At 37.7% G+C, this 15144-nt stretch carries 16 protein-coding genes; 2 read left to right on the forward strand and 14 right to left on the reverse strand.

The window, feature by feature from the left end:
- Positions 1–520: 520 nt before the first annotated feature.
- From PSH41_RS19360 to PSH41_RS19395, 8 genes are all read right to left on the reverse strand, one after another.
- Positions 521–1252, reverse strand: coding sequence for a MauE/DoxX family redox-associated membrane protein (locus PSH41_RS19360; RefSeq protein ID WP_055018909.1), 732 nt, complete (start codon positions 1250–1252; stop codon positions 521–523).
- A 33-nt stretch (positions 1253–1285) separates the two neighbouring features.
- Positions 1286–1795 carry a DUF305 domain-containing protein gene (locus tag PSH41_RS19365; protein ID WP_064387011.1) on the reverse strand — a complete coding sequence of 170 codons (510 nt, stop codon included), beginning with the start codon at positions 1793–1795 and terminating at the stop codon, positions 1286–1288.
- 140 nt (positions 1796–1935) lie between these two features.
- Positions 1936–2454 carry a DUF411 domain-containing protein gene (locus PSH41_RS19370; protein ID WP_064387012.1) on the reverse strand — a complete coding sequence of 173 codons (519 nt, stop codon included), beginning with the start codon at positions 2452–2454 and terminating at the stop codon, positions 1936–1938.
- Positions 2455–2464: 10 nt separating this feature from the next.
- A complete protein-coding gene (locus PSH41_RS19375) occupies positions 2465–2953 on the reverse strand; it encodes a YybH family protein (protein ID WP_064387013.1) in 489 nt (162 codons plus the stop codon).
- Between the two features lie 22 nt (positions 2954–2975).
- A complete protein-coding gene (locus PSH41_RS19380) occupies positions 2976–3884 on the reverse strand; it encodes a copper resistance D family protein (RefSeq protein WP_182197365.1) in 909 nt (302 codons plus the stop codon).
- A gap of 11 nt (positions 3885–3895) precedes the next feature.
- Positions 3896–4303 carry a copper resistance CopC family protein gene (locus PSH41_RS19385; RefSeq protein ID WP_004588802.1) on the reverse strand — a complete coding sequence of 136 codons (408 nt, stop codon included), beginning with the start codon at positions 4301–4303 and terminating at the stop codon, positions 3896–3898.
- 22 nt (positions 4304–4325) lie between these two features.
- Positions 4326–5189 carry a copper resistance protein B gene (locus tag PSH41_RS19390; protein ID WP_055011431.1) on the reverse strand — a complete coding sequence of 288 codons (864 nt, stop codon included), beginning with the start codon at positions 5187–5189 and terminating at the stop codon, positions 4326–4328.
- Positions 5186–7009, reverse strand: coding sequence for a copper resistance system multicopper oxidase (locus PSH41_RS19395; protein WP_064387015.1), 1824 nt, complete (start codon positions 7007–7009; stop codon positions 5186–5188). The genes PSH41_RS19390 and PSH41_RS19395 overlap by 4 nt, the downstream gene beginning before the upstream one ends.
- A 166-nt stretch (positions 7010–7175) precedes the next feature.
- On the opposite strand from PSH41_RS19395, the gene PSH41_RS19400 reads away from it, so the two are divergent.
- Both PSH41_RS19400 and PSH41_RS19405 read left to right on the forward strand, forming a co-directional pair.
- Entirely contained in the window at positions 7176–7862 is a 687-nt protein-coding gene (locus PSH41_RS19400) for a heavy metal response regulator transcription factor (protein ID WP_004588805.1), read from the forward strand.
- Positions 7852–9249: a heavy metal sensor histidine kinase gene (locus PSH41_RS19405; protein ID WP_055018910.1), complete on the forward strand. Its 1398-nt coding sequence runs from the start codon at positions 7852–7854 to the stop codon at positions 9247–9249. The genes PSH41_RS19400 and PSH41_RS19405 overlap by 11 nt, the downstream gene beginning before the upstream one ends.
- Positions 9250–9670: 421 nt before the next feature.
- On the opposite strand, the gene PSH41_RS19410 is transcribed toward PSH41_RS19405, so the two are convergent.
- The 6 genes from PSH41_RS19410 to PSH41_RS19435 all read right to left on the reverse strand — a co-directional run bounded on the left by PSH41_RS19410 (position 9671) and on the right by PSH41_RS19435 (position 15077).
- Positions 9671–9886, reverse strand: a complete 216-nt coding sequence (locus PSH41_RS19410; protein ID WP_076916053.1) for a GDCCVxC domain-containing (seleno)protein — start codon at positions 9884–9886, stop codon at positions 9671–9673.
- Positions 9874–10263 (reverse strand): organomercurial transporter MerC, encoded by a 390-nt coding sequence (gene merC, locus PSH41_RS19415; protein ID WP_024601094.1) that lies wholly within the window; start codon positions 10261–10263, stop codon positions 9874–9876. The genes PSH41_RS19410 and merC overlap by 13 nt, the downstream gene beginning before the upstream one ends.
- A gap of 65 nt (positions 10264–10328) precedes the next feature.
- Positions 10329–10706, reverse strand: coding sequence for a MerR family transcriptional regulator (locus tag PSH41_RS19420; protein ID WP_010557530.1), 378 nt, complete (start codon positions 10704–10706; stop codon positions 10329–10331).
- A 378-nt stretch (positions 10707–11084) separates the two neighbouring features.
- On the reverse strand, positions 11085–11471 hold the full coding sequence (locus PSH41_RS19425) for a diacylglycerol kinase (RefSeq protein WP_024032690.1): 387 nt from the start codon (positions 11469–11471) through the stop codon (positions 11085–11087).
- Positions 11461–13113: a phosphoethanolamine transferase gene (locus tag PSH41_RS19430; RefSeq protein WP_096042867.1), complete on the reverse strand. Its 1653-nt coding sequence runs from the start codon at positions 13111–13113 to the stop codon at positions 11461–11463. Before PSH41_RS19430 ends, PSH41_RS19425 begins: the two co-directional genes overlap by 11 nt.
- A gap of 2 nt (positions 13114–13115) precedes the next feature.
- Positions 13116–15077: an LTA synthase family protein gene (locus PSH41_RS19435; protein ID WP_055018895.1), complete on the reverse strand. Its 1962-nt coding sequence runs from the start codon at positions 15075–15077 to the stop codon at positions 13116–13118.
- Positions 15078–15144 lie beyond the last annotated feature (67 nt).

Raw genomic sequence — 15144 nt, forward strand, 5'->3', positions numbered from 1 at the left:
TCCCACAAAGTAAAATACCAGTAAATATTTAATTATAAGTTTTACCGATGAGCATCTATAAAGTTGGACAAGTTAACGCTGCCACTACACAAGCATATTAAGTCAAAGCCGTTAATCTTCATCAGGGCATCTCATTTTCGACCATATGTTTAAAGCAAAAAGTATACGTTTTAATAACTAGGCTAATTACCGCTTCAAATCACTTACAGTAATAGATGTTTGTAAGCGATTTCTCGTTGTTTAAGAAATTTATCTAATAAAAAACATAATTATTTTTAGAGTGTAATTAAGTTGGTAGCTCTCAATTTAAGCGACATATTTCATTGTAAATCAATGACTTATGAATGTTCCGTGAATTCTTGACTTAAGTGGCGCTGATCTCATTATTAGATGGGAAATCGATTTGGGCTGAGAAGGATTTAGCTCAAATCTAAACTGACAGTCACCGATTGAAAAACGGGTAACTGTCAGATCAAGTCTGAGCTAGTACACCATTATGTTTTTAAATTAAAGCTGTTGTTTACTTAATAAACATCCAAATACCGGCAGCGATCATAAACAGGTTTTCTGTTAGGGAGATAAACCCTAGTGGTACGTTACTGTCACCGCCTACACACGCACATTTTAACTCTCGTTTATCTATATAGACTGCTTTTATCACTGAAACAGCACCAACCCCACCTATGAACAATGAAATAGGGGCAATAATATAGGCTGGTAATCCGGCTATCATTCCAATGCCAACAAATGCTTCTAAAAATGGGTAAACATAGGCGTACCTGACTACTTTCATAGCGACTAAGTCATAGGTTATAAATGAATTAGTAAAGCTAAATAAGTCTTGAAGCTTTTGGATTGCTAACACTGCCATTGTTAGGGCTACAAATAGTTCAGCGGTTTGCATTGATAATAAGCTATTATTCGCTGCAAAACTAAATGCCACACTAAGCAAAAAACTAACCGAAAAAATCGCAATCACGGGCGTGTAAGTTGTACCTTCTTGCCCAGCTTTTGGCTTATCAAAGTAATCGCGTAAGTCGTCATAGCCACCTATACGTTTATTATCAATAAATGTTTGAGGTGTAGTTTCTACACTGTGTTGTTTTTTAAATTCATCTGTTTGCTCTCGAGAAGTTAATAGCTGATCATCAACTGTATATCCCTCTCGCTCTAGTAGGTCTTTTGATTTTAAACCAAACGGGCAAATATGCTCATCTGTGGCCATTCTAAAAAGTTGGGCTGATTTACTCATGTTTAGCTCCCTTTTATGTATTGGTATAAAATTTTACTTAGCATTAAAATCCGGTACTGTCCTAGATTGTGCTTGCTCCTGAGTTTCTGCTAGGCCATTTTTCTCTATATCCTTTAGTAACCACTGCATTTCTTTAATCTCACGACGCTGTGCCTCAATAATATTTGTTGCAAGCTCTTGGACTCGCTTATCTTTGATTTTTGCCCTTTCACTGGTGAGTATTGCAATTGAATGATGTGGGATCATCGCCGACATCCATGAGCTATCATCAACAGTCGCTTGTGATCGAACTAAAAATAAACTTCCCGCAAATACGGTAACACTAGCAATGAGTACTGTTATATTTTTCTTTTTATCTTTATACATATTGAGCATGAAAAGTAGCATTATCACTGCCATCGTGGCTCCCATATAAAGCGCCATATAAGTACGAGTTTCACTAAAAAAAACATGACTTAGCTGATAAGTATTCAAATACATCAGTACAAACATGACTAATGTTGATGTGGCTATCATTAAGAAAAACTTTAAATACTGCGACATTAGATGGCTCCTTTCTATCATTTACTTTGTATATCATTTATACCAATGGGTAATTCTTACAGGTTATTAGGCGTAAACCCACTATATATTTAATCATTGAATCAATGTTTAATATTACATCAAGAGTTGTGCCATAAGTGTTAAAACTGCTCAGCGTATTTGCTAATATGCTTATAAGTATTCTGCTGTAAATCGTGCGTAAGCATTTCAATATTATATTTATAAAAGCGATCGCCCATTTCCATACCTGGCGTACCAGCAGGCATAGAGGGAACAGAGAGCCCTATCGTCTTTTCAGGATGTTGTTCAGCTAAAAACTGTTTTATATGTTTGGCGGGAACATGACCTTCAAATACAAATCCATCGGCTGAAACGGCTGTATGGCATGACCGCATATTTGGTTTTATTTGATACTGAGATTTAATCGTCCCCATGTCATTGACGTTAATTGCTTTTGTTTGAATATTGTTTTCGCTCAAATGAGCAATCCACTTATTACAACATCCACAATTTTTACTTTTATAAACGGTAAGCTCAATTTTAGGTTTTTCTGAATTCTCATAAGTTATTAATGCTTTATGTTGTTTTTCGATACTTATCGCCGAAAATGACATAGTTAATGATAAAAATAACGCTGAGGTAATGTAGATTACTCGCATTGTTAACTCCTTAATTTGACCAATGAATATGAGTGATTTTCCAACCTGTATCGGTGTTTTTTAATGTGATTGATTCCATTCCCATAGACTTAATATCTTTTCCTTTGTACTTTCCTTGAGTTTTACTTCTTGAAATTGAGTAAGCTATGTCTCCATTTGTGTAAACTTGATGCTCTAGTAGTTCACTATTAACAGCACTTAAGAATTTCATATCCGCTATCATATGATGTTTCGCGTATTCATCTGCAGAACGCTCAACACTTCCGCCTTCAAAAATGATGACATCGTCGGCCAGTAATTTACGTGCAGCTTCGCGATTGCCTTGTTTTAGAGATGCATGAAATAGGCTGACTGTTTTTGCAGCCTCGCTATCAACATTGACAAAGGCCTTGCCTTTTTTTGAATATTTTTCATCGACATGTGCACTAACAGTAAAAGAACTAACAGTGCTAAAAATTAGTAGCAATAAAATTTTTAAATTAAAGGATTTAATTAACATACGTTTCCCTTTTTATTAATCGTTAAATAGGCGGACCAACAAGTGTGGTAAATACACTTGTTGTAATAAGTACAAACAGGGCAATTACTATTTCAACAGTAATCGAGCGTTTTAATATACTTATATGGTGTTGTTGAGTGATTTGCGGGACTAAAAAAAGCTTATGCCATGCACCTAGGAGCAGCATCGCGCTGACGAGTAACAGCTTTAATAAAATTAGTTGCCCATAATCTGATGTAAACAATGCAGAAAATGACTCTAGGTACTGCAGGAGCAGAGTTAAGCCCGAAATAAGTAGTACAAATACAATAACAATAGCGAGTTGACCAAAGTAATGCATTAACCGCTTTACTTCACTGGTAGGTAGTAAAGTGCAGCTTTTGTAAAGCGGCCACAATGACCCTAACCAGCTCGCAATGGCAATAAGGTGAAAGGTTAAAATACTTTTCACTAACCCATTTTCGTTTGCACTGTGCCCAGTAAAAGTGAAGCTATAAGCGATAAACCCAAGCATGATTAGTATAACGGCACCGTTTTTATAACCTGCTACGTTATCATCTGATTCCACATTCCACATACATGCGCTAATTAGAGCAATAATAAGCGCTGGTATTCTAAACCTTGCTTGGTCACCTATGACTGATTGCCAAACAATTTCAAGCATAAAGGGGTCAAACATTCCCATAAAGCCTGATTCAGCCATTGCTCCAGCTTCTATAGGTACTTGTAAAAGTGCAGCAATACTACCTGTAACTACACACGTAATTTGCCAACGTTTTAAGAACTGATGAAAGCTAATTAAGTGATGCTCTGCAACATTGCTGTTGCCACACATAAAGCGCATTAATAAAGTGCCCGCAAGCCCTACAATTGCTATATAGCTTGCTAGCTTTAATAATAGTAAGAGCACTGACCATTCACTTAATTGCATGATGTTGCTACTTAATGATTATGTTTGCTGTGGGTATTAGATTGTTCTTGCATCATCTTATGCGATTCATTTTTATGTACCATAAATCTAAACGTGCCAGTCATTTTATGTCCATCACCACCCAGTGCTGTCCATTTAACCGTGTAAGTGCCTTGGGCTAGGCTCGGTAATGACCAATTAAAGTCTGTGCTTGGGGTGGCGCTGGGTTTGAAATCAAAGTTTATTGTTTTATTTTTTTCATCTTTGATGATGACTTTTGCTAGCCTTACTTCACCACTAAAAATTAACGAAAGTTCCTCTGGTCCTTGCATTAACATGGCTTCTTGTGCAGGTATTGATTGCTTGAGTGATATATGCGCTGATGCGGAAAATGTAAGCACTAAACCTAAAATGGCTACTGCAGAGTTAAAAAACTTCATAATTACCTCTTATTTAAAATGATTAAAACCAAAATTTAATACCCGCAACAAATGCGGTGTTGTTGCTACTTTGTCCACTTGATGTGGCATAGTCGGCGGTATTGCCAAATTTATTGCTCCATTCAACGCCAATATAGGGCGCAAACTGGCGTGTAAATTCATAACGAACCCTAAAGCCAATCGCGCTGCTTGATAGGCCACTTCCAAGCTCGTTTTGTTTATCGTTTTTGCCATAAAGTGTAATTTCGGCTCGCGGTTGTATAATTAGCTTTTGCGTGAGTAGTAGTTCGTACTCTGCCTCTAACGTAAATGCGGTATTGCCTCGCTCACCTACGTATGCTGTCATATCAAGTTCAAACCAATAAGGGGCTAAACCTTGTAAGCCAAAAGCCAACCATTGCCGATTTTCACCTTCTTTATTGTAATCAAGACGAACACCTGCTTGAGTATCCCAATATGCTGATACGGCATGACCCCATAAAATATCGGTTTGGTTTTCTTCAATACTTCCTTCGCTGAAATCACCCTCGGTTTTAATTACCAATCGATCAAAGGTAGTGCCGTACCATGCTTGTAAGTCAAATACACCTGCGTTTGCTTGCTCGTTATATTCAAGACGATCGCCTAGTAATGCGTAAAATGGATGCTCATCAGCGAGTGTTAATCGCTCATTGCCCTCAAGCGCATATGGGCCTTCTGTTAAAGTTGTTCCCGCAGAGTAAGCATGGGGGTCTCTTGCATCTTTAGGTGCACTTCCTCCTTGTGGTTGCATCTTAGCGCTATTCATTTGTGCCATTTCACTTTGCGCTAATAAAGGGAAACTAATTAATGAAGCCCCAGTTAACATTAATAAACTAAATGATTTAGATAGTTTTAATTGTTTCATGATACGACTACCTCTCTAAACATGCCGGCATCCATATGGAATAATAAATGGCAATGCCAAGCCCAGCGCCCTACATCGTGAGGGGTGGTTAAAAAGCTGATTCTTTGTGCGGGTTGAACAGGTATTGTATGACGTCGCACTTGCACATCACCTTGCTCGTTTTCTAAATCACTCCACATACCATGCAGATGCATAGGGTGCGTCATCATGGTATCGTTTTGTAAAATAACTCTTAAACGTTGGTTATGCTTCATATGCACTGGCGTGCTTTTACCAAATTCTAAGCCATCAAATGACCAGCTATAACGTTCCATATTTCCGGTTAAATGCAACTCAATTTCGGCTTCTGGCTCTTGCTGGTTAGTGATCCCTTCAAGTGAGTGTAAATCTGCAAGTGTTAAAACACGGCGACCATTTTTACGTAAACCAATACCAGGATCATCAAGATTTGTTCTAGGCATATCAACGCGCATATCAACTGAAGCTCCATACTCCGTTTTGGCATGACGCACTTTAGGGCTGGCAACTGCCAATGGGTTTTCAGACATACCATGTTTGCTATGATCCATCGCCATTGCACCGTGCTCCATAGCGCTATGATCCATTTCTTTAGAGTTCATACCTGATATGCCAGCCATACCTGCCATTGCAGAATGCTCACCGCCGTGGGTCATATTGCCCATCATATCGGTCATCGTTAACCATTCAACAGGGTCAAGTGCAGGTACTGGCGCATCAATATTAGGCGAGCTTGATAAAGTTCCTTTTGCGTAACCAGAGCGATCCATACTTTGAGCAAAAATCGTATAGGCATCATTTTTAGGCTCAACAATTACGTCGTAGGTCTCACCAGGGCCGAATCTAAATTCATCAACTGTCACTGGTTCAACGTTTTGCCCATCAGCTTGTACAACTGTTAGTTTTAGTTCGGGAATACGAACGTCAAAAAAAGTATTGCTTGAGCCATTAATAAACCTAAGTCTTACTTTTTCTCCAACTTTAAACATTCCTCGCCAATTTGACATTGGCGTACTACCGTTCATTAAAAAGGTCATTGCTGATGCAGATAAGTCAGCTAAATCTGTAGGATTCATTCTCATTTGATTCCACATTTTGCGGCGTTGCAAAGCATTCGAAACACCGCTATTTGAAACGTCATCAAAAAATTCTGGAACAGTGGGCTGATTGAAGTTAAATACATCACTCTGTATTTTTAATTTGCGGAACAGCGCCATTGGGTCATCATCAGTCCAATCAGATAATTGAATAACATGCTCGTTATCTGCACTAATAATATCTTTTTCTCGCGGTTCAATAATTAATGCACCGTACATGCCAGTCATTTCTTGAAAGCCACTATGTGAGTGATACCAATATGTACCGCTTTGTTGTAATTTAAATTTATAAACAAAGGTTTCGCCAGGCATAATGCCTTTAAAACTGATACCAGGTACGCCATCCATTTGATACGGTAAAATAATGCCATGCCAATGAATTGAACTCGGTACTGATAACTTATTTGTTACTCTAATAGTAACGTCATCGCCTTCTTTGAGGCGCAAGGTAGGGGCGGGTATAGAGCCATTGATAGTTGTCGCCATACGTACTACGCCAGTAAAGTTAACCGGCGATTCATCTATAACCAGATCAATTACTTTGCCGCTAAGTTCGGGCACAGTGCCTGTTATTGTTCCTGCTACTAAAGATGATGCAGCATGTAATACACTCGGAAAAGCAGCAAGTACACCTCCTGCAATTAAGCCTTGAACAAATCGTCTTCGTGGTGTGCTAACCTGTTGTGATGACTTTTTAAACCCCATTTCCTTACTCCTTCATACCAGAATATGTATTGAGTATAGAAAATAGACCTGTCTTAAACATGACGCGAACATTACAAAGTTGTAATGTTGGTGTCATGTTGCTGTAGTGACAGATACTGCATAATATTTGCAGAGGTAGTTGTTAGGACTTTAATGAAGGAATTGTATGCGCTTATTAGTTGTTGAAGATGAATCAAAGACAGGAGATTATTTAAAACAGGGACTAAGTGAAGCTGGTTTTCAGGTTTCTTTGGCGCGCAATGGACTTGACGGTCATCACCTAGCAATGACCGACTTATTTGATGTAATAATACTTGATGTCATGTTACCTGACGTATCCGGTTGGAAAATTTTACAGTCGCTACGTGAAGCAGATAACAAAACCCCAGTACTATTTTTATCTGCTCGCGATAGTATAGACGATAGAGTAAAGGGGCTCGAACTTGGTGCTGATGACTATTTAATAAAGCCTTTTGCTTTTGCTGAAGTTTTAGCAAGAGTACGCACTCTTATTCGCCGTGGTGTAGTACAAACAGTTGACGATATACTGATAGTTGCTGATTTAGAAATGGATATTCCAAAGCGAAAAATACAACGTGCAGGCAAGCGTATTTTATTGAGTAATAAAGAGTTTAGCTTACTTGAACTATTGTTACGGCGCGAAGGTGAAGTACTGCCACGTTCGTTAATTGCTTCTCAAGTATGGGATATGAATTTTGATAGCGACACCAATGTGATTGATGTTGCCATTCGTAGGCTAAGAGCAAAAGTTGATGATGACTTTACTGTTAAATTAATTCATACGGTTCGTGGTATGGGCTATAAATTAGAGGTTGAAACTGATGGCTATTAAGTCACGGCCTTTATCACTTACGATGCGTGTTGTGTTGTTTGTCGCTGTAACCGTTATTGCGTGCTTAACTTTAGTTGCCACCTTAATAAATAGTTCGATAAAACATCATTTTTTCCAGCAAGATAGTAGTGAACTGCATGTTATTAATCAATCTATTGAATTAGTTTTAAGACAACAGTATAAATCAAACCTGAAACTTAAAAATGAATTATCTAACGCTGTAGCGGGTCATCACGGTGTTTACTATCAGGTAAATACCGCAAAAGGAGAGCTCATTTTTCAAAGTTCTGAACGAGATTTTAGTGATTTTGTAATGAGTGCTAATGCTTCAGCTGGCTTTAACCGTAACAACATTACCTCATGGCAAAATGATACCCACACCTACCGAGCTCTGGTGAGTAATTTAAGTACTGGGCAACAGCAATACAAAATTACTACAGCGATAGACATGAGCTTTCATTTACACTTTCTCAATCAATTTCAACAAAGTCTTTGGGCTATTATGTTTGGCTCTGCGGTACTCATTTTATTGGTGGCTTGGTTTGCTATACATCAAGGATTAAACCCTTTACGAGGTTTGAGTCAGAAAATGCATGACATCCAAACTAATAAGATGGATGTAAGGCTTGATGAAAATAAAGTGCCTATTGAGCTTGTTAATATGGTGCAGTCGTTTAACTCGATGCTCGACAGGCTCCAAGGTGAATTTATTCGTTTATCAAATTTCTCTAGTGATATTGCGCATGAGTTACGTACTCCACTAACAAATATAATCACTCAAACACAGGTTGGTTTATCTAAAAAAAGACAGTTGTTAGAGTATCAAGAATTATTGTTTTCTAATCTAGAAGAGCTGGAACGACTAACTAAGATGGTTAGTGATATGCTTTGGCTTGCAAAAACTCAGAATGGACTGGTTAAACCCGTTCAAAATACTCTAAAAAGCCATGATGAAATTGAAGCATTATTTGAGTACTTTGATGCTTTGGCTGAAGACTCATTGATTACATTTAAGAAAAAAGGTCAAAACCTTTGTTTTTATTGTGACAAATTACACTTTCGCCAATTATTATCAAACCTCCTATCCAATGCAATAAGGTATGCCCCAAAAGGCTCATCAATCACAGTAAATAGTGAAATATTTACCGCTGAAAAAATATGTATTTCAGTGATTAATACTGGGGAGAGAATACCTTCTGAGCATTTACCTTATTTATTTGACCGCTTTTATCGACCCGATAAATCGCGCCAACGACACAGCGATGGAGCTGGTTTAGGGCTTGCAATAGTTAAAGCTCTAGCGCAAGCAAACGGTGGAAATATAGAGGTCAGTTCAAATAATCAAACTACCAGCTTTAAAGTTTTTCTAAATTTAGCTAAAAGCTAATTATTAAATTTAATAACCCAATGTTTGCTTGTACCTCTAGACTTCCCAGCTTTCATTAAACACCGGTTTATAAACTTAAAGTACAAAACGGAAGTAAACTTCCGGTTTCTAACCCAATATTGCTATATTTCGGAAGCAAACTTCCGTTTATAGGAATTCAAAGGTAGTTATCGGAAATATACTTCTGTTTTTGAAAGCGTTGGCCTAGATAGCTATATGAGCCATTTTTCGGGGTCTTATTTGAGCGAAAAGCGGAGGGTCGGGTAAACTCGTTTTTGGACAAAAATGAGTTAGAGCTGAAGGACGGCTCTGTGCCAAAAGCAGCCCTTGAGTGACTTAGTGATAAAGGCTGCAATGATACGATTGCTGACATTTCACTATTTCTTTTTATGCCTTCTCATTGCCATTAATAGACTGTCATTTAGCTATCGCAACAACTTTGACCTTCTTGAATTGGCGGGCATTTCACTGTTCCATAAGAGCAATATACGCAACAATCGCCTTTCAAAGGCTTTAGGAGAACTTTGCAAGATTCACATTCATAATACCACTGGCAAGCGTTGGTTGGCATTTCTTCAGTTTTACTGAAGCCACACTCAGGGCAAGTAATGGTAGAATTTAACTCTATACTTTGCATGTTTGCTCCTTCAAAGGTTTAACAATGTCTAATACGGACATTACAATCATCAAACAAATACCTACATAAAACAAATAAGTGCTCCATTCGTATTGCCATAGTGGATAGAGGGTTAACAAAACCGCTATAGGGCCAATAACCCCAAGAATACCTCTCGCATGATTTTGGTTTTTATACCAGTTATACAAATTTACCAACAATGCCAGAGTTGCAAATATAGGTAACAAGGTATTTACAGCAATTCCCTCAAAGTGAGAGAGAAAGCCTAATCCTAATGCTGATGCTAACGAGCCGAGTGCGGGGAAGCACCCCGTACAACTAAGAGCCGCAAGCCAAACACCACCTGAGCTAACTTTATCTAAAATCTTATTAATCATTTTTAACGTCTAACATTATTTGAATGATTTGAGTATGAACTCCGTAGGTAGGTACGGAGTCAATACTATTTTAGCGAATCGATTATTGGGCAGTGGGATTGATCGTTATTGTTGCGGCATGAATTAGTCATTTCTTTTATGACGACTTCTAAGCGTTGAAGGTCAGCTATCTTATTTTGAATTACGTTCAATTTCAGCAAGCCTAGGGATTCTACTTTGGCACAATCGCCATCCATTGACATCAATGAAGCCACTTCTTTTAGAGTAAAGCCAAGTGCTTTGGCCTTACAGATGAATTGTAATTGTTTGGTGATTGAGTCGTCATAGACACGATAACCATTTTGAGGTTTTTGAGGCTGTTTTATCAAGCCTTCCCGCTCATAAAACCGTATAGTTTCTACGCCTATATCAAGTTCTTTAGCCAACTTGCCTATTGTTTTCATCGTCCAACCATAAAATCAACTTTAATCATGACATTAGTATATCAATACGAAGTAAAATTGCTCGAACTACAATGACTGGTTTTCACTAAAAGCTGCCCTTAGAGCATTTACGTTAACTCGTCTTGGGGCAGAAAAGAGTTGGACTGCCGAGCTTTCATTAGATACCAACTTATAATCTTAAAGTACAAAACGGAAGTAAACTTCCGGTTTCTAACCCAATATTGCTATATTTCGGAAGCAAACTTCCGTTTACAGGAATTCAAAGGTAGTTATCGGAAATATACTTCTGTTTTTTGAAAGCGTTAACCTAGATAGCTATATGAGCCATTTTTCGGGGCCTTATTTGAGCGATCAGCGGTCATTGAGATTGGATAAATTTTAAAAATAACCAATATAGTTTATAAATACAGCAACCCAGACGACTGAACATATCAATAGAGCAATTAGTACTGCTGCGGAGCCTAAATCTTTAGCGAGACCAGACAATGGATGAATTTCTAAGCCAACTCTGTCTATTGTTGCTTCTATTGCTGTATTAACAATCTCTGCGAATATCACAAATAAAACAGAGATTAGGAGCATGACCTTTTCGTAAATACCTATCTGCCAAATAGAAATAATAGTTAGCGATAAAGCAAGTAATAAAAGCTCTTGTTTAAAAGCAGCTTCATTTTTGGCAAGCCATTTAAATGCACGCTGTGAATTTTTAAAAGCTAAAAATACTCGATTAATACCTGACGGCTTATTTACATTATCAAACTGCATTGGGAATTCCCTCATTGTAGGCTTCGGCCTTACAGGCGTTAAAAATATCGTATATAGGTTGGTATTGGTTGCTATTTACATGAGTTAATCCAAGCAAAGTGTCAAAAATATTGTCGTGTGAAAATGTTTTTGAGTGTTGCAACTCAACACAGCGATTGAATTCAGAGTCAGTAAGCTTATTACTCCAAAAAATCATTGGGATATGAGTTTGCTCGGTTGGTGCTAGTGCATAAGGAAACCCATGAAGGTATAAGCCTTTTTCACCAAGTGACTCACCGTGATCTGACACATACAAGAGTGATTTTTCCGTTTCGTTACTTTCTTGTAATACTTTTATTAATTCGCTCAATACCCTGTCTGTGTATGCAATAGTGTTATCATATGTGTTTGTTAGCTCTGTTGTAGTACAGTTCTGAATATCGCTTCGATCGCAGTCAGGTTTAAACAAACTTGCGTGTTCAGGGTAACGACGATAATAAGTTGGCCCATGTGAACCTATCATATGTAGAATAATCAATTTATGCTTAACGTTACTTTTAGCTATTCTGTCTTTGAATTTCGAGACTAATATTTCATCAAAACAGTAATCACCGTCACAGAGCGAGTGCTTTTTGTTCGGCTCAATGTTTTCTGATTTGACGCGAGCACACACTCCTTTACAGCTGCTATTATTATCAATCCATGTCACTTCAACACCACTACGCTGGATAATGTCTAGGACATTTTCTTGACTATTAGCAAGGCGCGAATCATATTCTTTGCGATTAAGCCGTGAAAACATACAGGGCACGGAGATAGCCGTTGCCGTTCCACATGATGAAACATCACTAAAATATTTCACGCCTAGCTTAGAGGTATAAGCATTCGTTGCTCTACTATAGCCTTGCAGTGAAAAGTTAGCAGCCCGAGCAGTTTCTCCTACAACCATTACTGTTAGCGAGGTGGTCGTTTTATTTTCTAAAGCTGGTAAATTATCAAGTACCTTAAAAGGTAGGGGGGGGTAAAAGTAATTATCTCTCAAATATTTATAACCCGCTGTATAAAAAGCAAACGGGGTGATATAGCTTGTAAGCTGTCGGTTATTACGCCCTACAGAAGCGTACTCTTTATAAAAGGTTGCTGCTATTAAAGCACAACAAAGCAAAGCAAATAGATTTAGCTTCACAAAGCTCTTTAAACGTACTCTAAAACTACCAATAATTATGAACTTGGAAAATAAGTAAGTAGGTACAATTCCTAATAAAACTACAAATATTACAAGCTGAAAATTTAAATATGAAAATGCTTCACCTGAGTTTGTCTCAACAATATTTTGTAACATGCTTTTGTCAAAAATAACGCCATAATTAAGTGTTGAATAAAACAATAATGAGCAAAGTAAAACGCTAAATAAAAGTACGGGTTTAACAAAAGTAACTAAGGACAACCAACTCAAAACTAAAATAGTCAATGAGAAAAGCATTAAAGGAATAGACGTGATAAAAAGCCAATTTATATGGCCTGGCTGTGTTGCAGCAATAAAGGTGTTGTATAAAAACAAGCCATTAAATACGATAACAATATACATCGAAACTAAGCAAACGAAATGACTATAACTTACATGCCAAGACGAAATGTTAAAAATTTTAAAAGCATTTTTCATAATTATTCCTTATCGCTATTTTTATCAGCTAAACGATAAAGCTGCTCTGTGTAAGCTAAGTTGCTAAATAACACATGAGCGAGTGCTTTTTCAGCTAACGTTTTATCTGCGTTTTCCGGTTTATTTCTTTTTTGTATTTTGGTTTTTTTGTTATAGCGCCAATAGCTAGTTTGTTGATTTGGCATTAGGATGACAGCGCGATCATTTTCTAGGTATGCAAAATTGTCGTAGTACTGCATCATCACGCGTTCAACTGGATAATTTTTGGTGAGATCAAAGCCCACCATTGGAGTTGCTTGTTCAATTCCTAAAAGTGACAACAAAGTAACTGGTAGGTCAATTTGACTAACAAGTCTTGAGTCGCGTTTAGCCTTCATATCGCTGTTTAAAATAACCGCAGGTATGTGAAAAGACTTTAAAGGGACGGGCTCAGAGCCAAAAACACGCACATCATGGTCTGCCACAACCAAAAATACGGTGTTTTTCCAGTACGATTGTGTTTTTGCTTTATTTATAAACTTCCCTAGTGCGTAATCTGCATACTTAATTGCAAGATCACGTTTATAGTTTTCAGGGCTATACCCTTCAGGTAGCGATACCTTACCTTGTGGGATGTCAAATGGATCGTGATTGCTCGAAGTAAATACAAGACTAAAAAATGGCACTGCCGCATTACTTAGTTTAGTCAGTTCCTTATCTGCTTGTTGGAATAAGTCCTCATCACTCGCGCCCCAAGATGAGATAAACTGAGGGTTTTCAATGTGGTTGATGTCAACAATATCGTTAAATCCGTTTCCTAGGAAAAAGCTTTTCATATTGTCAAAATGACTTTCACCGCCGTAGATAAATTGGGTAATATAACCTTGTTGACTCAATACATCAGCTAATGAAAAAAAGTTATGCTGGGATTTAGATAGTTTAACTACCGAGCGAGATGGAGATGGCATAAAGCCAGTGGTAATTGCTTCAATACCTCTCACGGAGCGCGTTCCCGTAGCATAAAGGTTGTCAAACCCCCACCCTTGTTGATATAGCTCATCAAGTTCAGGAGTTATACCTAACCCACCAAGTTGTCCAACAAATCGGGCACCTAAACTTTCCTCAAGTATAATTACTAAGTTTTTTTTAACTCCAGAAACAAAAGGTTTGTTGTGTGCCAAGGTCGGAATATTTCCGGTGACAAACTGCTTACGATAAGAAGCCTTTTTGACTATATCTATAACTTGCTGATGAGGCATTGTGCCATACAAATTGCTAGCACTTTTTTCGTTACCCATGTTTTTCAGCGCAAACGCAACACTGTAAGTGGAGTTAAGAACAAGTGAATTTACTAGTGAATCTTGAGAAAAATAGACTAATGCAGGGTTAAGTGGCCGGTGGCTCAATGTACCTCTGGCAGCAAGGAAACAAAGTATTAAAACACCCATAAGAATAGATAAATTAGCTACTTTTTTCAGTGGCTGTACTTGTGGTTTTGTGAATGCTCTATATAAAAGGCGATAGCTGTAAATACTTGTTATTGTCGCCACAAGTAATGTACTTAGCATTGCTAAAAGGTGACCATGAATTAGCATCGAGAATACTTCTTGTGGGTAATCAAGATATTCAATATATAACCGGTTAGGCCTTACATCATATTGAGTGATGAATGCAGCTGTTGATGTTTCTAAAATAACAACAACAGTCGCAATAATGCTACCGTAAAGCGAAAACATGCGCTGGAATAGCTTTGTTTTAGAGCGTGCAATTACATGCAGCATCAATATCAGTACTCCAATAGTTGCTAAGTATCCAACGCTACTTAAGTCTATTTTGATAGCACCTGAAATGACTGGCCAAATATCACCATCATTTAATCTTGAATGTTGCCATATCAATAGCCCAATTCGGGAAGTTATAAAGATTGATAACAATATAAGTGTAAAACGTAACAAGGGTTTTAAAACGGAAGTATTTGCTGACATAGTTGTACTCGTCTTTAAAAATTGCAGCAATACTAAAAATCAAAACTTAAGAAATCCTGATGATAAA

The organism is Pseudoalteromonas sp. CST2 (assembly GCF_028599385.1).
Classification (GTDB): domain Bacteria; phylum Pseudomonadota; class Gammaproteobacteria; order Enterobacterales; family Alteromonadaceae; genus Pseudoalteromonas; species Pseudoalteromonas atlantica.